This window comes from Streptomyces sp. NPDC033845 (genome assembly GCF_055576225.1).
The window spans coordinates 49,797-71,652 of the sequence record NZ_JBVIRI010000026.1 but is presented as its reverse complement, the minus strand read 5'-3'; the positions used below and the strand labels follow the sequence as shown (position 1 = coordinate 71,652).

17 protein-coding genes are annotated in these 21,856 nt (G+C 72.6%); 12 read left to right on the top strand and 5 right to left on the bottom strand.

All coding sequences use genetic code 11. From position 1 onward, the window contains the following. The 6 genes from ACZ50K_RS33560 to ACZ50K_RS33535 form a co-directional block, all read left to right on the top strand. Positions 1-4,599, top strand: a 4,599-nt coding sequence (locus tag ACZ50K_RS33560) for a polymorphic toxin-type HINT domain-containing protein (RefSeq protein ID WP_468910317.1), incomplete at its 5' end; no start/stop codon positions are given. Next, a complete protein-coding gene (locus ACZ50K_RS33555) occupies positions 4,599-5,027 on the top strand; it encodes a hypothetical protein (protein WP_468910314.1) in 429 nt (142 codons plus the stop codon). The genes ACZ50K_RS33560 and ACZ50K_RS33555, both read left to right, overlap by 1 nt. A 151-nt stretch (positions 5,028-5,178) precedes the next feature. Further along, on the top strand, positions 5,179-5,952 hold the full coding sequence (locus tag ACZ50K_RS33550; RefSeq protein WP_468910312.1) for a glycosyltransferase family 2 protein: 774 nt from the start codon (positions 5,179-5,181) through the stop codon (positions 5,950-5,952). Between the two features lie 203 nt (positions 5,953-6,155). Continuing rightward, on the top strand, positions 6,156-6,395 hold the full coding sequence (locus tag ACZ50K_RS33545; protein ID WP_468910309.1) for a hypothetical protein: 240 nt from the start codon (positions 6,156-6,158) through the stop codon (positions 6,393-6,395). Between the two features lie 221 nt (positions 6,396-6,616). Next, positions 6,617-8,287 (top strand): carbohydrate binding domain-containing protein, encoded by a 1,671-nt coding sequence (locus ACZ50K_RS33540; RefSeq protein WP_468910306.1) that lies wholly within the window; start codon positions 6,617-6,619, stop codon positions 8,285-8,287. Positions 8,288-8,496: 209 nt separating this feature from the next. Then, positions 8,497-9,750, top strand: coding sequence for an NAD(P)/FAD-dependent oxidoreductase (locus ACZ50K_RS33535; protein ID WP_468910304.1), 1,254 nt, complete (start codon positions 8,497-8,499; stop codon positions 9,748-9,750). Here the strand turns inward: ACZ50K_RS33535 and ACZ50K_RS33530 are convergent. Beyond that, a complete protein-coding gene (locus tag ACZ50K_RS33530) occupies positions 9,697-11,865 on the bottom strand; it encodes an MMPL family transporter (protein WP_468910302.1) in 2,169 nt (722 codons plus the stop codon). The genes ACZ50K_RS33535 and ACZ50K_RS33530 overlap by 54 nt on opposite strands. A gap of 104 nt (positions 11,866-11,969) precedes the next feature. Here ACZ50K_RS33530 and ACZ50K_RS33525 point away from each other — a divergent pair, with 104 nt between their 5' ends. From ACZ50K_RS33525 to ACZ50K_RS33500, 6 genes are all read left to right on the top strand, one after another. After that, complete coding sequence (locus ACZ50K_RS33525; protein ID WP_468910300.1) at positions 11,970-12,473, top strand: MarR family winged helix-turn-helix transcriptional regulator; 504 nt, start codon at positions 11,970-11,972, stop codon at positions 12,471-12,473. Positions 12,474-12,785: 312 nt separating this feature from the next. Further along, a complete protein-coding gene (gene lanL / locus ACZ50K_RS33520) occupies positions 12,786-15,536 on the top strand; it encodes a class IV lanthionine synthetase LanL (protein ID WP_468910297.1) in 2,751 nt (916 codons plus the stop codon). Between the two features lie 46 nt (positions 15,537-15,582). Continuing rightward, positions 15,583-15,738 (top strand): VenA family class IV lanthipeptide, encoded by a 156-nt coding sequence (locus ACZ50K_RS33515; RefSeq protein WP_468910294.1) that lies wholly within the window; start codon positions 15,583-15,585, stop codon positions 15,736-15,738. 83 nt (positions 15,739-15,821) lie between these two features. Then, on the top strand, positions 15,822-16,880 hold the full coding sequence (locus ACZ50K_RS33510; protein ID WP_468910291.1) for an ATP-binding cassette domain-containing protein: 1,059 nt from the start codon (positions 15,822-15,824) through the stop codon (positions 16,878-16,880). Next, the gene (locus ACZ50K_RS33505) at positions 16,877-17,770 is read left to right on the top strand and encodes an ABC transporter permease (RefSeq protein WP_468910289.1); all 894 of its coding nucleotides are present in this window, start codon (positions 16,877-16,879) and stop codon (positions 17,768-17,770) included. The genes ACZ50K_RS33510 and ACZ50K_RS33505 overlap by 4 nt, the downstream gene beginning before the upstream one ends. 64 nt (positions 17,771-17,834) lie before the next feature. Next, complete coding sequence (locus ACZ50K_RS33500) at positions 17,835-18,386, top strand: hypothetical protein (RefSeq protein ID WP_468910287.1); 552 nt, start codon at positions 17,835-17,837, stop codon at positions 18,384-18,386. A gap of 69 nt (positions 18,387-18,455) precedes the next feature. Here ACZ50K_RS33500 and ACZ50K_RS33495 read toward each other — a convergent pair whose 3' ends face one another. The 4 genes from ACZ50K_RS33495 to ACZ50K_RS33480 all read right to left on the bottom strand — a co-directional run bounded on the left by ACZ50K_RS33495 (position 18,456) and on the right by ACZ50K_RS33480 (position 21,825). Then, positions 18,456-18,626 carry a hypothetical protein gene (locus ACZ50K_RS33495; RefSeq protein ID WP_468910285.1) on the bottom strand — a complete coding sequence of 57 codons (171 nt, stop codon included), beginning with the start codon at positions 18,624-18,626 and terminating at the stop codon, positions 18,456-18,458. A 93-nt stretch (positions 18,627-18,719) separates the two neighbouring features. After that, entirely contained in the window at positions 18,720-19,682 is a 963-nt protein-coding gene (locus tag ACZ50K_RS33490) for an FAD-dependent oxidoreductase (RefSeq protein ID WP_468910283.1), read from the bottom strand. After that, a complete protein-coding gene (locus ACZ50K_RS33485) occupies positions 19,679-21,115 on the bottom strand; it encodes an NAD(P)/FAD-dependent oxidoreductase (RefSeq protein ID WP_468910281.1) in 1,437 nt (478 codons plus the stop codon). The genes ACZ50K_RS33490 and ACZ50K_RS33485 overlap by 4 nt, the downstream gene beginning before the upstream one ends. A gap of 89 nt (positions 21,116-21,204) precedes the next feature. Beyond that, positions 21,205-21,825 (bottom strand): hypothetical protein, encoded by a 621-nt coding sequence (locus ACZ50K_RS33480; RefSeq protein WP_468910279.1) that lies wholly within the window; start codon positions 21,823-21,825, stop codon positions 21,205-21,207. Positions 21,826-21,856: the final 31 nt, after the last annotated feature.

Here is a 21,856-nt window from a genome sequence, read left to right as displayed (position 1 = left end):
AAGGTCAAGGACTCCGAGGGCGGCGAGATCGCCGACCACCGCCTCTACGCCGGCCAGACCCGCGAAGTCCTCGCCTACAACGGCGAAGGCGGCGCACTGGAGGCGGCCACCACCTACACCCCCTGGATCCGCGGCCCGACCGCGACCCGGCTCCGCAAGGGCGAAGTAGCGGCAGAGGACATCGAACCCCTCCAGGCGTTCATCCAGCAGACCACCGGGGTGCAGTCCCGGATCCTGCTCTCCGACGGCCGCGGCTGGCGCCGCACCGCCATGGAGACCAAGTACGACGACCGCGGCTTCGCCGAATGGGTCTCCAACAAGGGCGACATCGCCGACCCCTCCGACGACAGCTGCACGCGCTACGAGTACGACTCGGACGAGACCCGCTGGATCATCGCCCGCCAGAAGCGCATCGAAACCGTCGCCAAGGCCTGCGACGCGACCGGCGTCCAGCGCCCCGCCGACGTCACGGCAGATGCGCGGATGCAGTACGACGCCGTCGGCAATCTGAAGTCCACCGAGTCGCTGACCGGCTACTCCGGCTCGACCCCGCAGTACCAGGTCGACGGCAGCGCGACCTTCGACGCGTACGGCCGTCCGAAGACCAGCACCGATGTCTTCGGCAAGGTCACCAAGCTGGACTACACCCCGGCCTCCGGCCAGATCGTCACGAAGGTGGTGACGACCAATCACGCCGGTCACACCGAGACCACCGAGACGGACCAGGGCCGCGGCTCGATCCTGACCAAGACCGACACCAACGGTCGTCGTCAGACGATGGAGTACGACGCCCTCGGCCGCCTGGCCAAGGTGTGGTCCCCCTCCCGGAGCCCGGCGACGAAGTCGCCGAACGGGATCTTCTCCTACGACGTCCGTACCGACGGTCCGGTCGTCATCACCAACAAGGCACTGCTGGACGACGGTACGTACCGCACCAGCTACGACATCTACGACAGCAGCCTCCGCATCCGCCAGACCCAGATGGAAGCCCTGGCCGGTGGACGCATCATCACCGACACCTTCTACAACAGCCTCGGACAGGTCTGGAAGTCCAACGGCGCCTACTACACCGCGGGCGAAGCCTCCGGCGTCCAGTTCCAGCCGCGTGACAACGAGGTCACCTCCTCCACCGTCACCGAGTACGACGGCTCCGGTCGGTCCACCGCCCAGATCAGCCGCAAGCTCGGCGAGGAGACCTCCCGCACCACCACCAGCTACGGCGGCGACAACATCACCGTCGACCCGCCCACCGGGGAAACCCCCACCCGGGCCTTCCTCGACGGAGCCGGCCGCAAGACCGAACTCCGCTACTTCCGCGGCGACTCCCCCACCGGCGCCTACGACAAGACGACGTACGCCTACAACAACCGTGGCGCTCTCGAATCGGTCGTGAACCAGGCCGGCGACAAGTGGGGCTTCGAGTACGACATCCGGGGCCGTCAGACCAAGCAGACGGACCCGGACAAGGGCACGTCCACGATGACCTACGGCCAGGGCGACCGGCTGACGAGCGTCACCGACGCCCGCGGCAAGACGGTCGTTCCCGCCTATGACTCGCTGGGTCGCACCATCGCGTCCCACGAGGGGTCTCTGGCCGGTCCCAAGCTGACCTCCACCACCTACGACACCCTCCCCGGTGCCGTGGGCCTGCCGGTGGCCTCCACCCGGTATGTGAACGGCAAGGCGTACGTCCAGGAGGTCATGGGCTACGACACCGACTACCGGGTGACCGGGACGAAGATCACCATTCCGGCCGAGGAGGGCAAGCTCGGTGGCACGTACGAGTTCACCTCGGGCTACCGGGAGAACACCGGCCTGACCGAGTGGACCGAGCAGCCCGCGGTCGCCGGTCTGCCGATCGAGCTCATCACGATGAAGTACAACCACTTCGAACTGCCCACCATGATGGGCATCGAGGGGAAGACCTTCGTCGACAAGGTCGACTACTCGCCCATGGGCGACGTCCTGCGCACCTACACCGGCGCGGCCGGCTCCCAGGTCTACACGTCCAACTTCTACGACGAGCAGACCCGCCGCCTGACCCGCACCGTCAACACCCAGGAGAAGTCGCCCAGCGCGATCAACGACACCTCCTACGGCTATGACGCGGTCGGCAACATCCTCAAGGTCACCGACAAGGAGGGCACCAACCCCACGGCCGACACCCAGTGCTTCGCCTACGACTACCTGCGCCGTATGGACGAGGCCTGGACGTCCACCGACGACTGCGCGGCCCAGCCCGGCGCGGCCGGCCCCGGCTCGAAGCCGCAGGTCGGCGGGCCGAACCCGTACTGGTCCTCCTACAGCTTCGACGCTGCGGGCAACCGCACCAAGGAGATCCAGCACGACCCGACCGGTGACCTCACCAAGGACGTCACCCGCAGCTACACCTACGGCACCCCCGGCCAGACCGCGGCCAACCGGCTGAAGAAGGTCGACACCGCCGGACCGGGCGGAACCCGCACCGAGTCCTACACCTACGACGCGGCCGGAAACACCGAGACGCGCACCGTGCTGGGCGACACCCAGACGCTCGACTGGAACGCGTCCGGGCAGCTGGAGAAGGTCACCAAGGGCACCGACACGAGCTCGTTCGTGTACGACGCCGGCGGCAACCGCCTCATCAAACGGGACAAGACCGGCTCGACCCTCTACCTCCCCGGTACCGAGATCAAGCTCACCACCGCCGGCAAGCTGGAGGGCACCCGCTACTACGCCCACCCGGCCGGCCCGGTCATGGTGAAGACGGCCAAGGACGGCGTGATCTCCACGTCGTACCTGCTGGGCGACAACAACGGCACGGCCAACACCGCGGTCGACACCAAGACCGGAGCGGTGACCCGCCGCAAGTTCACCCCGTACGGCGAGACCCGGGGGGCCGCGCCCGCGGTGTGGCCCGGTAAGAGGGCCTTCGTCGGCGGTGAGGTCGACGAGATCACCGGGACCGTCCACCTGGGCGCCCGCGAATACGATCCGGCGACCGGACGGTTCCTGTCCGTCGACCCGATCATCGACTTCAACGAGCCCAAACAGCAGAACCCGTACGTCTACGCCAACAACTCCCCGGTCACCTTCAGCGACCCCTCCGGTCTCTCGATCGCGCCTCCCACGATGCCGATCAAGGACTTCACGGACGCCGAAGCAGCCTGGGCCAACATGATCCAGGGCAAGAGCGCCCTGGACATCGCCCTCGAAATCGCCCTCGGCATCCTCAAGGACGCCTCCGGCTACAACGACATCCGCGACTGCCTCAGCGGATCATGGGGCGCCTGCGCCAGCCTGGCCCTCGACGCGGCCCTGCCCTTCGCGGGACGCGCCAAGCGCATCCTGAAGGCGCTCGACCGCGCCTGGGAGGCCTTCAACAGCTGGTCCCAGAAACTCGCACTCGCCAGAGACATCCTCAGGCGAGTCGAGCGCTACCAGCAGGCCATGGCGAAGTACGCCGAGGACCTCGCCGAATGGAAGCGGCAGATAGAGGAAGCCGCCGAGCGGGCCAGGAAGCTGGAGGAGGAGGCGGCGGCGGCCCGCAGAGCCGCGCAGGAGGCGGCGGCAGCGGCGGCCAAGAAGGCGGACGAGGCCAAGGCGACCGCCGCGAAGCAGGCCAAGGCTTCCGCCACCAAGGCCAAGAAGGCGGACGGCGCGGGCAAGGCCTCGAAGTCCGCTCAGACGAAGAAGGCCGACGGACCCAAGAAGTCCGCGGCCAAGGACACCGACGGTGGCAGCGACACCTCCAGTGGTGGCGGCTGCAAGACCGGGGGCGGCAACAGCTTCGTGCCCGGCACCCGGGTCCTGATGGGCGACGGTTCGGCCAAGCCCATCGAGGAGATCCGGCTCGGGGACGAGGTCGCCGCCCGTGACCCCGAGACGGGGGAGGCCGCGAACGAGGCCGTGGTGGCCACGATCAAGGGAACCGGCGGCAAGAAGCTCGTCAAGATCGCCGTCGACACGGACGGCGATCCGGCCACCGGGGCCCAGACGGTCACGGCCACCGACAAGCACCCGTTCTGGGTGGTCGACCTCGGCGCCTGGGTGGATGCCACGGAGCTGCGGCCCGGCCAGTGGCTGAGCACCGGGGCGGGCACCAAGGTCCAGGTCACGGCCGTCGACCGGTGGGTCGTCTGGTCGGACGGCGTCTACAACCTGACCGTCGACGACCTGCACACCTACTACGTGCTCGCGGGCGACGAGTCCGTCCTCGTCCACAACAACAAGTGCGGCGGGCTCTCCAGCAAGTGGAGCCAGGAGGACAACGCGGGCTCGATCGACGCGAACGAGCCCGGTCTGGCCTACAGCGGAATCTACGAGCCGTCCTCCGGCCGGTTCGAGGCACGGCGCAGCGACCGGGACACCCCCGGCGGCATCCTGCCCCGCCGTGGCGGACATGACATCCTCAACAAGGGCATGTTCGACGACTCCCGGTCCACGGTCGGATTCACGGCGGTGATCCAGGAGGGCGGCGGACTCCACGTCACCTGGCTGTCACGTGGGGTGAACGGCCGGAACTTCCCGGAGCACGGGGGCTTCGCGCCCCCCGAGCACCGGGCGGCGATTCTGGACGCCCTGCGTTCGGCGACCGGCAGAAGGGTGACGGGGGACTGATGACGCGTACCGCCGCAGTGAGCATCGGGGGCCACGAGCTGCCGCCCGAGCTGGTCGGTGCCCTGCTCGACGGCCGGTGGAGGTTCGACCGGGCCGCCCGGTACCTGACCTCGGTCCTGCCGGACCGGCCGACCGGACAGGCCGTGCTGTACTCGCTGGAGAACATCGTCCGGGAGACCTCCCACTGGTGGGCGGAATCACCGGAGCAGGCCGCGCTCTACGGGGCGGGGCCGGTCTCCGCCGCGGGGTACGAGTCGATCAGCCCGGCGGAGTCGGTGCTGATCGGGGACCTCGGCTACGACATGCCGCTGGCCCTGCACTACCGGGACCCGCGGACCGCTCCCCGGCTGGTGTACCTGCCGGCGGGCGGGCCCGGGTGGATCGAGGTGGCACCCGACGTCGGGGACCTCACGGACTCCCTCGGCTGATCATCTGAAAGTCCCGTGCCGTACGGGTCGGAACCCTTCCGACCCGTACGGCACGGCCGTTCCCCCGCCGGACCTGCGGGCTCGGTGCCGGGCATCGGCTCGCGGGTGTTTGAATGGTCTGGTCTTTCCAAGCCGAGCAAGGAGATCCGCTGTGCCCCTGGTGTCTGTAGTGATGCCCGTGTTCAACTCGGCCGCCACTCTCGGAGCGGCGGTCCGTTCGGTCCTCACGCAGACCCACGGTGACCTGGAACTGCTGATCACGGACGACCAGTCCACCGACGGCTCCATGGACCTGCTGTGGGAGTTCGCCCGGCAGGACCGGCGGGTCCTGCCGGCGACGGCTCCCGAGCGCGGCGGCGCCGGCCGGGCGCGCAACCTGGCCATGCAGCGGGCCCGCGGCGACTACATCGCCTTCCTGGACAGCGACGACATGTGGCTGCCGGAGAAGACCGAGCGGCAGCTCGCCTTCGCCGCGGCGGGCACCGCCCCGCTGACGTTCACCTCCTACTACAAGATGGACGCCGACTACGCGGGCGAGAGCACCGAGTTCGTCCCGAACGGCCGGGTGATCCGGGCGCGCGAGCACGTGGACTACCGTCAGATGCTGGTCCGGGACCACATCGGCGCCCTGACCGCCATGTACGACCGGAACGTGCTCGGCACCCGGCTGATGCCGGAGATGCGCAAGCGGCAGGACTACGCCCTGTGGCTGTCGATCATGCGGGACGGCGCCGAGGCCCGCGGCCTCACCGAGCCGCTCGCGGTGTACCGGGCCCACCAGGCGGGATCGCTGTCCTCGAACAAGCTGTCCCTGGTCCCGTACAACTGGGAGCTGTACCGCCAGCACGAGGGGCTGTCCGTGCCCAGGGCCACCAAGGCGCTGACCGGGGCCGTCTGGCAGTCGCTGCGGAACTCGCGGATCTGACCCGAGCCGCCGAGCAGGACGGGACATCCGGGGCCGCGCACCGATTTCGGAGCGCGGCCTTCCGTATTGGTCTGGACCATTGCGTCCGGGGGGTTTCTGCCGATACGTTTCCCCATGGCTGCGCAGCCCGCACGAGCCGTACGGCACCACCATGCACGCACTGCCCTGCATCGCAGAGCATCGTTCATCCAGGAGGACATGCCATGTACCGCCGCGTCGCAGCCGCGCTCGCCTCCACAGCCGCCGCCGGGGCCCTCGCCCTGGGGGCCGCCGGTACCGCCGAGGCCGCCGGGCCCGGTTTCTACGCCCGCAGCCACCACGCCTCGTACGCGGAATGCCAGGCCGCCGGCATCGCCGGCCGCCCGATCTGGGGCGCGCTCTACCTCTGCGAGCCCTTCAGTCCCAGCCGCCCGGACGTCTACGTCCTCTGGGTCCGCCACTGATCCGCCGGCCTCCCCGCCGGACCCGGCCCGGCGCCCGGCCTTCCGGCGCCAGGCCCCGGCCGTTCTGCCGTCCATTGGTCCAGACCTATTGACGGGCCCTGCGCCGCCTCCTACGATCCGGACCGGCACAGCCCCCAAGTCCCCCCACCACACCCGGTTCCGGGCGTCGTCTCCCCACGCGCCGGTCATGTCCATGACGCCCGGCGGAAAGGGAGCGCAGCATGTTCCACCGCAGGCCCCGTACTCCACATCCCGCGCACGCCCCGGGCTCCGGACCCGGTGACGGCACCGACCGGCGAACCGGGCGGACGTCGGTCCTCGGCCGCGCCCTCGCCGGGGCGAGCGCCACCGCCGTGATCGCCACCGGACTGGCCCTGGCGGGCGGTGCCTCCGCCGGCGCCGCCGCCCCCGCCAACCTGGTGGCCAACTCCGGTTTCGAGAGCGGCCTTTCCGACTGGACCTGTACCGGCGGGTCCGGCGCCGCCGTCACCAGCCCGGTCCGCTCCGGGACCTCCGCGCTGAAGGCCACGCCCAACGGCCAGGACAAGGCGCAGTGTTCGCAGACCATCAGCGTGCAGCCCAACTCCCAGTACACGCTGAGCGCCTACGTCCAGGGCAGCTACGTCTACCTGGGCGCCACCGGCACCGGCCTGACCGGGACCCTGTCCACCTGGACCCCGAACAGCGCCTCCTACGGCCAGCTCAGCGTCAACTTCAGCACCGGCGCGGCCACCACCTCGGTCACCGTCTACGTGCACGGCTGGTACGGACAGCCCGCCTTCCACGCGGACGACGTCTCCCTCACCGGCCCCGGCGGCCCGACCACGCCCCCCACGACACCGCCCACCACGCCTCCGACGACCCCGCCGACCACTCCGCCCACCACGCCCCCCACGACACCCCCGACGACCCCGCCCACCACGCCGCCCGGTGACGACACCTGCGCCACCAAGCCCAAGCCCCCCGGCAAGGTGCTCCAGGGCTACTGGGAGAACTGGGACGGCGCCGCCAACGGGGTCCACCCGGGCATGGGCTGGATCCCGATCACGGACAGCCGGATCGCCGCACACGGCTACAACGTCATCAACGCCGCGTTCCCGGTGATCCTCTCCGACGGCACCGTCCTGTGGCAGGACGGCATGGACGTCGGCGTCAAGGTGGCGACCCCCGCCGAGATGTGCCGGGCCAAGGCGGCCGGCGCGACCATCCTCATGTCCATCGGCGGCGCCACCGCGGGCATCGACCTGAGCTCCAGCACCGTCGCCGACAAGTTCGTGGCGACCATCGTGCCGATCCTGAAGAAGTACAACTTCGACGGCATCGACATCGACATCGAGACCGGCCTCTCGGGCAGCGGCAACATCAACACCCTGTCCGCCTCCCAGGCCAACCTGATCCGCATCATCGACGGCGTCCTGGCCCAGATGCCGGCCGGTTTCGGTCTCACGATGGCCCCCGAGACCGCCTACGTCACCGGCGGCAGCGTCACCTACGGCTCGATCTGGGGCTCCTACCTCCCGATCATCAAGAAGTACGCCGACAACGGCCGCCTGTGGTGGCTGAACGTGCAGTACTACAACGGCAGCATGTACGGCTGCTCCGGCGACTCCTACCCGGCCGGCACCGTGCAGGGCTTCACCGTCCAGACCACCTGCCTCAACAACGGCCTGACCATCCAGGGCACCACCATCAAGGTCCCCTACGACAAGCAGGTGCCCGGCCTCCCGGCCCAGCCCGGCGCCGGCGGCGGCCACATGGCACCGGGGCTGGTCAGCCAGTCCTGGAACGCCTTCAGCGGGTCCCTCAAGGGACTCATGACCTGGTCCATCAACTGGGACGGCTCCAAGGGCTGGTCCTTCGGCGACAACGTCAAGTCCCTCCAGGGGCGCTGACACCCGACCGCACCGGTGCCCGACAGGGCCCGGACGCCCCGCCGAAGCCCGGGCCCCCGGAGCGCCAACCGCGCCCCGGGGGCCCTTCCCGTGCGGGCCCGCGACCGCGGCCCGCCCGGCGTGCCGCGGCCGGACCCGTCCCCCGGGCCGCGTACGGTGGGGCAGGGCCGTCCCGACTGCCCGGGACCCGGAGCGAAGGGGGACCGAGCATGAGGCGGGAAGAGAAGAGCGGCCCCGACGTGATCGTGGTCGGAGCGGGTGCCGCGGGCCTCGCCTGTACCGCGGACCTGGTTGCCGGGGGGCTGCGGGTCAGTCTGCTGGAGGGCTCGGACGGCGTCGGTGGCCGGATGCGCACCGACCGCGTCTCCGGATTCCGCACCGATCGAGGGTTCCAGGTCCTCAACACCTCCTATCCGCAGGTGAAGCAGCGGCTCGCGCTGCGCCCCCTGCGGCTGCGGGCCTTCACCCCCGGGGTGCTCGTGCACACCGGCGGCGGACACCTGCTGCGGTTCACCGACCCCAGCCGCCGGCCCCGGCAGACCCGCGACCTGCTCCCCGGCCGGCTGGCCTCGGCCCGCGATCTGGCCGCGCTGGCGGTGCTGACCGCCGGGGACGCGCTCCTGCCGCCCGGCCGGCTGCGGGCCCGGTCCGACCGGACGACCCTCGCCGAGCTCACCGCGGCCGGGATCTCCCCCGAGCTGATCGAGCGGTTCTTCCGGCCGTTCCTCTCCGGGGTGTTCCTGGAGGACCGGCTGGAGACCTCCTCCCGGTTCTTCCACTTCGTGTGGCGCAGCATGGTCCGCGGCACCCTCTGTCTGCCGGCCGACGGCATCGGGGCGGTGCCCGCGCAGCTCGCCGGGCTGCTGCCGCCCGGCGTGCTGCGGACCGACACCCCGGTGGCCCGGCTCACCGCCGACGGGGTGGTCACGGCGGACGGCGCCGAGCGGACCGCCCCGACCGTGGTGGTCGCCGCCAACCAGGCGGCCGCGGTCCGGCTTTTGCCCGGGCTGACGGTTCCGGCCGGCCGCACGGTCACCACCCTCTACCACGCCGCGGACCGCTCCCCGCTCCGCGAGCCCACGCTGCTCGTCGACACCGGGGGCCGGTTCCTGAACAGCTGCGTGCTCACCGAACTGCACCCCGGTTACGCGGCGGACGGCCGGGCGCTGATCTCGACCTCCGTGCTCGGGGCGCCCGGCCCGGGGGAGGAGGCGGTGGTCCGGTCGGCGCTCGCCGAGGCGTACGGCGCCGACACGGACGGCTGGGAGCCGGTGCACCGGCACACGGTCCGCGACGCGCTGCCCGCCATGCCGCCGCCGCTTCCGCTGATCCGTACGACCAGGACGGCGCCGGGCCGGTACGTCTGCGGCGACCACCGGGCCACCGGCTCCCTCCAGGGCGCGCTGGCCTCAGGAGCCAGGGCCGCCCGTGAGGTCCTGGCGGACCTCCGCGGCCGGCCCTGACCCGGGCCCCACCCGTGACTCGCGGGCCAGCGCGCTGGGCCACCAGGCGCGCGGGCCGATGTCGATCACGAGCGCGGGCACCAGCAGGGAGCGGACCACGAGCGTGTCGAGCAGGACGCCGAAGGCGACGATGAAGGCGATCTGCACCAGGAAGGCCAGCGGGATCACCATCAGGGCGGCGAAGGTGGCGGCCAGGACCACACCGGCGGAGGTGATCACCCCGCCCGTGGTGGTCAGCCCCCGCAGCACTCCCTGGCGGGTGCCGTGGGCGAGTGACTCCTCGCGGACCCGGGTCATCAGGAAGATGTTGTAGTCCACCCCCAGCGCGACCAGGAACACGAACCCGTAGAGCGGCACCGAGGCGTCGGTCCCGCCGAATCCCAGCAGGTGCTCGAAGACGAGGGCGGAAACCCCCAGTGTGGCCAGGAAGTTGAGGGCCACCGTCGCCACCAGCAGCACCGGTACCAGGACCGAGCGCAGCAGCAGTACCAGGATCAGCAGGATGATGCAGAGCACCACCGGGACGATCACGGCCCGGTCCCGGGCCGAGGTCTGCTGGGTGTCGAACTGCTGGGCCGTGTAGCCGCCGACCAGCGCCTCGGCCCCGGGCACCGCGTGCACGCGCTCGCGCAGCCGCTGGACCGTGTCCTTGGCCGCGTCGCTGTCGGCCGCCGACTCCAGGGTGGCGTCCAGCCGGATCCGGCCGTCGACGACCAGCGGGGTCCCGGTGCCCGGGCGGCCGCCCGTGGTCACGGGGCTGACGGCGGCGACCCCCTCGGTGCCCTCGGCGGCGGCCCGGACCTCGGCGGCCCGGCCGGCGTCCGTGATGATCACGGCCGGATTGCCCGAGCCGCCGGGGAAGTGCCGGGCCAGGGTCTGCTGGGCGGCCACCGAGGGGGCGTCGTTGACGAAGATCTCGTCCAGCGGCACGCCCTTGGAGGACAGGGCGGGGGAGAAGCAGGCGAAGATGCCGAGCAGCAGGGCGGTGGACACCCAGACGCGCCGAGGCATCCGGTCGATCAGTGCGGCGACCCGCTGCCACAGGCCGTGCCCCCGGCCCTGGCCCGCGCCCCGGGCGCCCGCCCCGGCGTCGGCGGGCTTGGGGGTGGCGGGCCAGTAGGCGGCCCGGCCCAGCAGCACCAGGGCGGCCGGGAGGAAGGTGAGGGTGGCCAGGACCGAGCAGACGATGCCGATGGCGCCGACCGGCCCCAGGGCCCGGTTGTTGGTCAGGTCGCTGGTGAGCAGGGCCAGCAGGCCCAGGGCCACGGTCGCGGCGCTGGCGGTGATGGCCCCGGTGGACCGCCGTACGGCGGCCACGGCCGCCCGCACCCGGTCGTCGCCCCGTCCGAGCTCCTCGCGGAAGCGGGCCGCCAGCAGCAGGGCGTAGTCGGTGGCCGCCCCGATCACCAGGATGGAGAGGATCCCCTGGACCTGGCCGTCGACGCGCACCGCGCCCCGGTCGGCCAGCGCGTACACCACCGCGCAGGCCAGGCCGAGCGCGAACACCGCACTGATGATGATCACCAGGGGGAGCAGCACACTGCGGTAGACCAGCAGCAGGATCAGCAGCACCGCGCCCAGCGCCACGCCGACCAGCAGTCCGTCGATGCCCGCGAAGGCGTCGGACAGGTCCGCCTGGGCGGCCGCGGGACCGGCGAGCCCGACCGAGGTACCGGTCACCTTCTCGGCCGCCCCGCGGACCTCGGCCAGCACCGCCGGGAGTTCCTCGCCCAGATCGGGGGCGATGGGGACGACGGCCTGGAGGGCCTGGCCGTCCTCCGAGAGGAGGGCGGGGGAGGGCGGGGCGGCGATCCCGGTCCGGCCGGTGAGACCGGCCATCGCGCCGGTGGCGGCCTCCGCCTGACCGGGCGTCATCCGGTCACCGTCCGCCGTCCACACCACGATGGCGGGGACGGACGGGGAGGTCTCGAAGGGCTTGCGGGCTTCGAGGACCTTCGTCGACTCCGCGCTGCGCGGTAGGAAGGCCGCCTGGTCGTTGGTGGCGACCTCGCCGAGCTTTCCGGCGTAGGGGCCGAGCGTGCCGCCGATGCCGAGCCATACGAGCAGGAGCGCGAGCGGCACGACCCAGCGGGCCCAGCGTGGTGCGTTCTTCAAGGTGTGCCCTTTCGAGCGGTCGAGACGGGTCAAGGCGAGCCGGACGAGTCAAGATAAGTCATCGGTCAAGAATGTCAATCATCGAGAGATCTTATGCTGAGGTCATGCCCGACACCGACAGCACCTCACCCCCACTTCCGGCCGACGACCCGATCGGGTTGCAGTCCTTCGCCGTGTTGCTGCGCCGGATGAACGCCGAGTTCAACCGCATCGCCCAGGAGTTCGCCCACGCCCAGGGCCTGCACCTGACCGATGTGCAGGCGCTGATCGCCGTACTGGACGCGCACGGCGGCGACGGTGGTGACGACGGGGCTCCGATGACGCCGGGCCGGCTGCGCAAGCAGATGAACCTGACCTCGGGCGCCATGACCGCCTGTCTGGACCGGCTGGAGAAGGCGGGCCACATCCGCCGGGTCCGGGCGGCCGACGACCGCCGGGTGGTGCACCTGCACTACGCCCGGGCGGCCAAGGAGGTGGCCCGCGACTACTTCCGCCCCCTGGCGCACGGCACGGACGCCGTGCGCGCCCGCTTCACCCCCGAGGAACTCCATGTCGTGGTGCGGTTCCTCGCCGAGATGAACCACCAGCTCACCCTCGTGGGCCGCTGACCCGCCGGGGCCGCTGTTCCCCGGGTTCCCCGTGCGTCGGTCCGGTACGGTCGGGTAATCCCGGGGAATTCGAAATGAATCAATTCGGTCCGGTTTGAATTTTCGGCCAATGGGTGGATCTGTTCGAACTGGTGACTTATTCGACAACCGGTGACGGGTGTGCGCCCGAATTCGCGCCGGACCGAACCCCAATCTTCCGCAACCATCCCGTGCGCCCATCGGACCCGGTGACTTTCCGCCTGTGCCGGCGATACATTCCTCTTACCGAAGGCATATTCCACCAGCGGTTCCTCGCCGTTGAGGGGGACGGGCATGACCAGTCACGCAACCGAAGCCGACCTGGAAGACCTGCTGCGCGAAGCACTCCGCGCCACCGCCACCGGCGAGCAGTGGAAGACCGACGCGGACGAGATGTGGTGCCGCCTCACCCGCCCCTCCCGCACCGGACGCCGGCAGGGCTGGAAACTGCACGTGTCCGCGACCGCCGCCTCCGCGCCGGAAGTCCTCAGGAAATCCCTGGAAATCCTGCTGCGCGAGGAATCGGCATTCAAGTTCGTCCGGCTCCTCGACCAGGTCGGCGCACTCAACTCCCGGGCCACACCCCGAGGAAGTTCCGGAAAGTTCATCACCGTCTATCCGGCCTCCGACGAGGACGCGGCCCGAATAGCCCGGGACCTGCACGAGGCCACGGCGGGATTGGCCGGCCCCCGCGTCCTCTCCGACCAGCCCTACGCCCCGAACAGCCTCGTCCACTACCGCTACGGCGCCTTCGTCGGCCGACGACAGCTCTCCGACCAGGGACTGCTGGTCTGGTGCATCGAGGACCCCGACGGCAACCCCGTCGAGGACAAGCGCACCGGCCAGTACTCCCCGCCCTCCTGGGCGGTCAGCCCCTTCCCGGCCTCCGTGCCGATGCCGCCCCCGCGAGAACAGCGGCCCCCCGGCGGCCCGGTGCTGCTCGGCGGCCGCTTCGCCGTCCGGGAGGCGATCCGCCACACCAACAAGGGCGGTGTCTACCGGGGCACCGACGTCACCACCACCGCCCCCGTGGTGATCAAGGAGGCCCGGCCGCACGTCGAGGGCGACGCGTCCGGCTCCGACGTCCGCGACTGGCTGCGCGCCGAGGCCAGGGCACTGGAGAAGCTCAGGGGCACCGGACTGGCACCGGAACCGCTCGCCCTGTTCGAAACCGGCGGACACCTCTTCCTGGCCCAGGAGGAAGTCCCCGGGGTCCCCCTCCGCACCTGGGTCGCCGAACGCTTCCGCGACCTCGGCGGCGAACGCTACCGGGCCGAGGCCCTCGCCCAGACCGCCCGGCTCGTCGACCTGGTCGCCGCGGCCCACGCCCACGGCTGCGTCCTGCGGGACTTCACCCCCGGCAACGTCATGGTCCGCCCCGACGGCGAACTCCGCCTCATCGACCTGGAACTCGCCGCCCTCCGGGGCGAGGACACCCTCCCCACCCAGGTCGGCACCCCCGGCTTCAGCGCCCCCGAACGCCTGCACGGCGCCGCCGTCTCCGCCACGGCCGACTACTACAGCCTCGGCGCCACCCTGTGCTTCGTCCTCGCCGGCAAGGTGCCGAACCTGCTGCCCGAGGAACCGCCCGCCCGGCCCGCCGAGCAGCGGTTCGCCGCCTGGCTGACCGCCTGCGCCCGTACGCTCCCGATACCGGACGCCCTGGCCGAGACCATCCGCGGCCTGATGAAGGACGACCCCGCCGAACGCTGGGACCCCGCCAGGGCCCGTACGGAACTGAGGGCCTCGGGGCCGGGGGCCGCGGACCCGACGGACCCCGCGGACCCGACGGACCCCGCGGACCCGGCCGGGCCGCCGCACCCCGCCGTACGGCCGGCCCCGGCGCCCGCCGCGCGGACCACCGCGTACGCCGACCCGCCGAACGCGGTACGGCTCACGGTCGACGGAATGGTGGACCACCTCGTCGACTCGATGACCCCCGCCGACGAACAGCGGCTCTGGCCGGTGTCCACCCTGGCCGGAGAGACCGACCCCTGTACCGTCCAGCAGGGCGCGGCAGGCGTCCTGGCCGTCCTGACCCGCTGCTTCGAGCTCACCGGCGACCCACGCCTGCCCCGGCTGCTCTCCACCGCCGGCCACTGGATCGCCGCCCGCACCGACACCCGCTCCATACGCCCGGGGCTGCACTTCGGAGGCCGCGGAACCGCCTGGGCCCTCTACGAGGCCGGGCGCGCCCTCGACGACCGCGCCCTCACCCGCCACGCCCTGGCCCTGGCGCTGGCCCCACTGGAGGCGACCCCCAGCCACGACATCACCCACGGCTCCGCCGGCAGCGGACTGGCGGCCGCGCACCTGTGGCACCGTACCGGCGATCCACGGCTGGCCGAACAGGTCGTGGACGCGGCCGACCGGCTCGCCGCCGCCGCCCGGCCGGAGCCGTCCGGGGTGAGCTGGCCCGTCCCCGCCGAAGCCGTCTCCGAGGAGGCCGGCAAACGCTATCTGGGCTTCGCCCACGGCACCTCGGGCATCGGCACCTTCCTGCTCGCCGCCGAGGCGGTCTCGCACCGCCCCGAACACCTGGAACTGGCCCTGGCCGCCGGGGAGCACCTGGTCGCCCACGCCGTACCGGTCGGCCCGACCGTACAGTGGCCCGCCCAGGCCACGGACGTACCCACCGCCCCCTACTGGTGCCACGGTTCGGCCGGCATCGGCTCCTTCCTGATCCGCCTCTGGCACCGGACCGGCGACAAACGCTTCCTCGACCTCGCCCGGGGCGCCGCCCACGCGGTCACCGAACGCGCCTCCCGGGCCGCCCTCGCCCAGTGCCACGGACTGGCGGGGAACGGGGACTTCCTCCTCGACATGGCCGAGCTCACCGGCGACCCGGCCCACCGTGCCGGAGCGGCCGACCTGGCCCGCCTCATCGTCTCCGAACGCGCCCACCGGGGCGGCCACGTCGTCTTCCCCAACGAGTACGGGGACGTCTCCACCAGCTGGAGCGACGGGTCCGCGGGAATCCTGGCCTTCCTGCTCCGGACCCACCACACCGACTCCCGGCACTGGATGATCCAGCAGCCGGGCTGAGCGACAGGAACCCCTGTCGCGACCTCAGTAAGAGAAGGAGAAAGTCATGGAGAACCGCGACCTCGAACTGCTGGCTCACCTGCACGCCCTTCCGGAGACCGACCCGGTCGGCGTCGACGGAGCGCCGTTCGCCGCGACGTGTGAGTGCGTCGGCCTGCTGACCCTCCTCAACACCGTGTGTATCGGCATCAGCTGCGCCTGACCGAACCTCCGGCCGGTGGCCGCCCCTGGGGCAGCCACCGGCCGGAGCCGGCCCGGCACACCCCCGTCGAGGAGGACCCGACCATGCAGCCACCACCTGCCGGCGAGGACACCACCCGGTCCACGGCCCGGCCGCCCCACGCCATCAGCACGCGCGGCCTGGTCAAGAGCTACCCGAGGCCCGACGGCACCACCACCCCGGCGGTCCGCGGCCTGGACCTGGACGTCCTCCAGGGCGAGACCTACGCCTTCCTCGGCCCCAACGGCGCGGGCAAGTCCACCACCCTCGCCCTGCTGTGCGCCCTGACCCGCCCCACCGCCGGCCGCGCCACCGTCGCCGGCTTCGACGTCCTCAGCCGCCCGGACCAGGTGCGCGCGGCGGTCGGCATGCTCTTCCAGCACAGCGCCCTGGACCCGGACCTGACGGCCGAACAGAACCTGCGCATCCACGCCCGCCTCTACGGACTGCCCCGCCGGCACGCCCGGCTGCGCACCGCCGAGATGCTCGAAGTCGTCGGACTCGCCGACCGGCGCCGGTCCCCGGTGCGCACCCTGTCCGGCGGGATGCGGCGCCGGCTGGAACTCGCCCGCGGCCTGCTGCACGCCCCCCGCGTCCTGTTCCTCGACGAGCCGACCACCGGACTCGACCCGCACGCCCGCAGCCAGGTCTGGGAGCACCTGCGCGAACTCCGCGACCGGCAGGGCAGCACCCTCTTCGTCACCACCCACTACCTGGAGGAGGCGGAGCACTGCGACCGCCTCGGCATCATCGACCACGGCCGCCTCGTGGCCCAGGGCACCCCGTACGCGCTGAAGGCCGCGATCGGGGACGACCGGGTGGCGTTGCGCACCGGCGACGACCCGGCGGCCCGGCAGGTCCTCCGCCGGACCGTACCCGAGGGCCTCGCCGTCACCGCGGACGGCGACGGGCTGACCCTGCGGATCCCCGACGGCAGCGCCTGGATCCCGCGTCTCTGCGCGGCACTGGCGGCGCACGGCATCCCGGTGCACGCCGCCTCCGCCACCCCGCCCTCGCTCGACGACGTCTTCTTCCACCACACGGGCCGCAGCATCCACGCCCCCCGCCCGCCCGGCCCCCCGGCCGCCCCCGGCGGCACCGCGGCCCCGGCGGCGACCCGGTGACCGCCCCGGCCCGCCCGGCCTCCGACGCCCCGGCCCGGGAGCCGGGCCCCCGCCGCTCCCGCACCCGTACCGGCCCGCGCGTCCCGCTGCGCCTGCGCCACGAACTGCGGGCCGTGCACGCCCTGGTCCACCGCGATCTGCTGCGCCTGTCGGTCCAGCGCACCCACACCGCGCTGATGCTGCTCCAGCCGGTGCTCTACCTGTTCGTGCTGGGCGGCGGACTGGCCGCCCTGATCCCCGACTCCTCGCTCGGGGTCGGCTACCAGACGTACCTCTTCCCCGGGATGCTGATGATGACGGTGCAGACCCCGGCCATCATGGTCGGGATCCGGCTGATCACCGACCGGCAGAGCGGCTATCTGCGGGAACTCCTGATGGCCCCGGTCCACCGCTCCACCCTGCTCCTCGGCAGCTGCGCGGGCGGCACCCTCGTCTCGACCGTCCAGGGCGCCGTCCTCCTCGCCCTCGCGGGCGCCGTCGGCCTGCCCTACGACCCCCTCCTGATGCTCCTGCTGCTCGGCGGCATGGCCCTGACCTCCTTCACGATCACCGCCCTGGCCCTGGCCCTGGCCGTGGGCCTGAACCGGCCCGAGGTCTTCCACATGCTGCTCGGCCTGGTGATGATGCCGCTGCTGTTCCTCTCCGGCGGCTTCTTCCCGATCCAGAACCTGCCGGGCTGGGCCCACCCCCTGGCCGCCGCCAACCCGCTCGCCTACGGAGTGGACCTGCTCCGCCGCTGCATCGCCCTGCGGGTCCCCGGGCAGACGGCCGCCCCGGGCGTGGAATGGCCCACCGGACCGCCGCCCCTGCTGCCGGAGGCCGGCCTCCTGCTGGCCGTCGGGGCCGCCACCCTGCTCTGGGCCACCCGCCGCTTCAGCCGCCCCGAATGACCCCCGGGCCCCGGCCCCGGGACAACCACCCCGGCCTGTCGGCGGGCCATGCGACACTCCACGGATGACCACCACGGCGTATCTGCGCAGCTACGCGCTGGCCCTCCCGGAGACCGAGGAACGCCCCGGCCACCCGGGCACCCCGACCTTCACCGTCGCCGGGAAGCCCTTCGCCGAACGGTCGAAAGACGGGAGCGTACGGCTCCACCTCCCCGAGGACGCGGCGACAGCGGCTGCGGCCGCACACCCGACCGGCGAGCTGCTGGTCCGGGCGAGCCGCCCGGCCGGCTTCCGCGTCCCGCTGGCCGACATCAACGGCCAACAGCTGAACGCCCTGGTCAGAGCGGCCTGGGCGCACCGCGCCCCGAAACGGCTCGCCCAGGCCCTGGCCGCCGCGGAAGACCCCGACCCGGCGGTCGGCGACCTCCCGCCCGCCATCGGCCGCCCGGCTACCCGCGCCCTGCACGGCGCCGGGCTGACCACCCTCGACCAGATCGCGCAGCACACCGCCGGTCAACTCCTGGCCCTGCACGGCGTGGGCCCCAAGGCGGTCCGCATCCTGACCGAAACCCTGTCCCGACAAAACCGCACCCTCCGCCCCACCCCGCCGCCTTAGCCCGGGAGGATGCCGAGAAACGCCGAGGCACCGCGAGGCCGGCTGTCGCGTACTCCGTCCGTGGAGATTTCAGATCAGGGTGAGCCGCTGGATCCCGCGCGGTTGGAGGTCGCCAACGATGTGTGCGGTGTCCTGGCCGGACCCGCGAACGCCTCGGCCGTGATCCGTGGAGTCGTCGACCCCCGGCGGTTCGAGGAACTGGTGGACCGGCTTGGGCCGGCCGTCGGTCTCGAACTCCACGACTCCAACAGCGAATTGGTGCGTCGGGCCGGCGCGGGCTCCCCGCCGGTGGGGCCCGCGGCACTGACGGGCCCATTGCGGGCTCGCGGTGGGTTATTTGGTGGAGGCCGAGAGGGCCGCCGTGGCTTCGGCCGATACCTGGCGGGTCAGGGGGCGCATGCCCCGGGGGCTGGTGTCCCAGGTCGCGTCCAGGTAGCGGCCGATCCGCCGCTGGGCGCGGCGGGCGAACGAGGGGTGACGGATGCCGCCGCAGGCCGCCTCCTGGAGCAGGGCGAGCACGCTCTCGGCCGAGGAGGTCAGCCCGTGCCCCGACGACGGGGTGAAGCCGGCCACCGCGTCGCCCAGGGCGATGAACCCGGTCGGCCACCGCCGCACCCGCTCGTAGCGGTGCCGGCTGCCGTACGAGACCTCCGCGTCGCCGGTGCGCACCGGCGCGGCCGGAACCCCCAGGGCGCGGAGCCTGGACGCGGACTGGGCCTGGCAGCCCCCGGCGTCGACGACCAGTCCCGTGGTGAGCGTGCTCTCCGTCCCGTCCGGCCGCAGGAACCTGACCCCGCGCACCGTACGCCGGTCCCCGACGAGTTGGAGCACCGTGGTGCCCCCGGCGATCGCGGTCTCGCTGTGGTGGCCGTCCGGCCAGGGCGACAGCACGCTCTCGCGGAGCATCGCCGACAGCAGCGGCCGGCTGCACGCGACCGCGTGCGCCCCGCCGGTCGCCGCCGCCGGGATGCGGCCGGCCACCGGGGCCGGCAGCGGCCCGGTGAGCCGGATCTTCCGGGCGCCGGCCGACAGGAGCCGGGAGGTCGCCCCGTAGACCAGGTGGTCGAGGGCGTAGTGGGCGGTGGGCCACAGCACCTGCGGCGGGCTGCCCGTCCGGCGGCCGGCATCGCCCCCGTCGCCGCCCCCGCCCCCGGCGCCGACCGCCTCCCCGCCGCCGGCGTCCAGGACCAGGACGTCGTGGTCGTTCCGGGACAGCGCCACCGCCGTGACCAGACCGGTGAACCCGCCGCCGATGACGACGACGTCGAAACGCGTGGGATACGGGCTGTGGGTCATGACGTCCTCTCCAGCGGAGGGTCGACCGGCCCCTGGGCAGGCTGGTCGGGGGCCTGGACGGTGTCGAGGAGGCGCTGTACGGGCTCCGGCAGCGGAGGCCCGGACAGCAGCGGGAGCCGGGGGCCGCGCGCGGCGGCCAGCAACACCTTCGGGCGGCCCAGCAGCGCCGACCCCTTGGTCAGGGTCATGACCTCGGTCAGGGCCGTGGCGACGAACTGGTTGCCGGTGGCGGTGTGGATCAGCCGGGAGACGTAGCGGTTCGCCAGCCGGTCCCCGGCGTTGGGCGCCTTGCCGCGGGTGCCGGGGAAGTGGATGTCCCCACCGCTGGCCAGGGTCCAGGCGTCGGCCGCGGGCACGGCGATGCCCCGCTGCGCCCGGCGGGCGAACCCGTCGGCCGTGATGCCGCCGGGCCGGTCGGCGGCGGCCCGCAGGGCCCGGGCGCCGACGGCAGCCACGGACATGCCGTGCCCGTAGACCGGATTGAGGGCACAGGCCGCGTCCCCCAGGACGACGAGGCCCTCGGGCATCCTCGCCTTCTCGTAGCGGAGCCGGCGGTTGCCGGTGGCCCGGGTCACGGCGACGTCGGAGAGGGGTTCGGCGCGGGATATGAGCTCGGCCACCAGGGGGGTGCGCAGACCGCGGGCGAAGGACTGGAACTCGTGGTTCGCGGCGGTGGGGGTGCCGCCCCGGGTTCCGGAGAGGCTGACGATCCACTGGTCGTTCTCGATCGGCAGGATCGTCGCCCCCCGGCCGGGTTCGGGGCGGCGGGAGTCGGCCTGGACGGTCACCACCGGCCAGCCGGACGTGGGGACGGGGGCTCTGAACCGGCGGGTGGCATAGGCGAGTCCGGGGTCGATGGTCTGGCTCTTGACCTGGGGCAGGCCCAGTTCGACGAGCCAGCGGGGGGTGCGCGAGGCCCGGCCGGTGGCGTCCACGACGAGATCGGCGTGGATGTCGGTCTGCCCGCCGTCCAGATGCCGGATCCGCGCGCCCCGGACCCGGGTCGCCGTTCCGAGGAGGGATTCGGCCTCCGCCCGGTGGACGTACCGGACGCGGGTGGTGGCGGCCAGGGACTCGCGTACGCCCCAGTCGACGAGGTCGCGGCTGGCGGCGATGAGGTAGTGCGAGGCCGACCAGAGCCGGTACCAGCCGCGCGGCGACAGCGCGATCATCGCCTCGGGGACCGGCACGGTGTTGGCCCCCGCCTGTTTCCACCGGCCGAGGGTCCCCGGCAGCAGGTCCTCCACGGACTCCGCCCCCGCCGACCACAGGATGTGGGCGTGGGCGCCCTGTGGCAGCCCTTTGCGGGGGCCGGGCCCGGGCTGCGGGGCCTCGTCGCGCTCGACGACGATGACGTCGTCCGCGTGCGCGGCCAGCGCGGCGGCGGCCAGGCTGCCGGCGAGGCCTCCTCCGAGAACGAGCACCGTGGTCATGTCGGTCTGCTTTCTGCATGGGCGTGGTGTGCCGGGGTGGGATGGGGGGCGGTACGCCCTCGGACAGGGACAGTGCCTGCTCGCCCGGTTCAGGGACTGCGGGGCCCGCCGGCGATCCGGTCGATGAGGACCGCGAGTGCGGCGGCGGCCTGGGGGTCCAGCTCGGCCGCCCGCGCCGAGAGCGCCCTGCCGCACTCCGTTTCGGCGGCCCTGACCGGATCCGCGAGGAATCCGAGGAGCCGGGGGACCACCCGGTGCCGCAGGGTCCGGTTGAGGGCCTCGGCGGGGGAGTCGGTGAGGAAGTCCACCGGCACGCCGAAGAAGTCGGCGATCCCCTTGCTGTGCGCAAGGTTGGGCGCCTTCTTCCGGCTGAGCAGGCTCAGGGCCCACTGCGGGGTCATCCCGCTGCCGGCCGCGATCTCCCGGGTGGTGAACGGCCGGGAGACCGTGGCACCCCCGGGGCCTTCCGAGGTGTGCACCCGGGTCTCGGTGAGGAACCGGATGCGCCGGACCACCTCCCCGTCGGTGTCCCGGGGCCTGACCACCCGTCCACCGTCGAGGAGCGCCCGGACCTCGCACTCGGACAGGGCGGTGTGGAAGGACAGCTCCCGGACGTCGAGGACGGAATCCGGGGGAAGTCCGGTGCCGTCCAGCAGCCGCCGGACTTCGGCGAGGGTCTCGGCGAGGTCCCGGTGCCCGTCGTCACTCATGAACTCTCCAGGCAGGAGCGGGAGGTGCTCG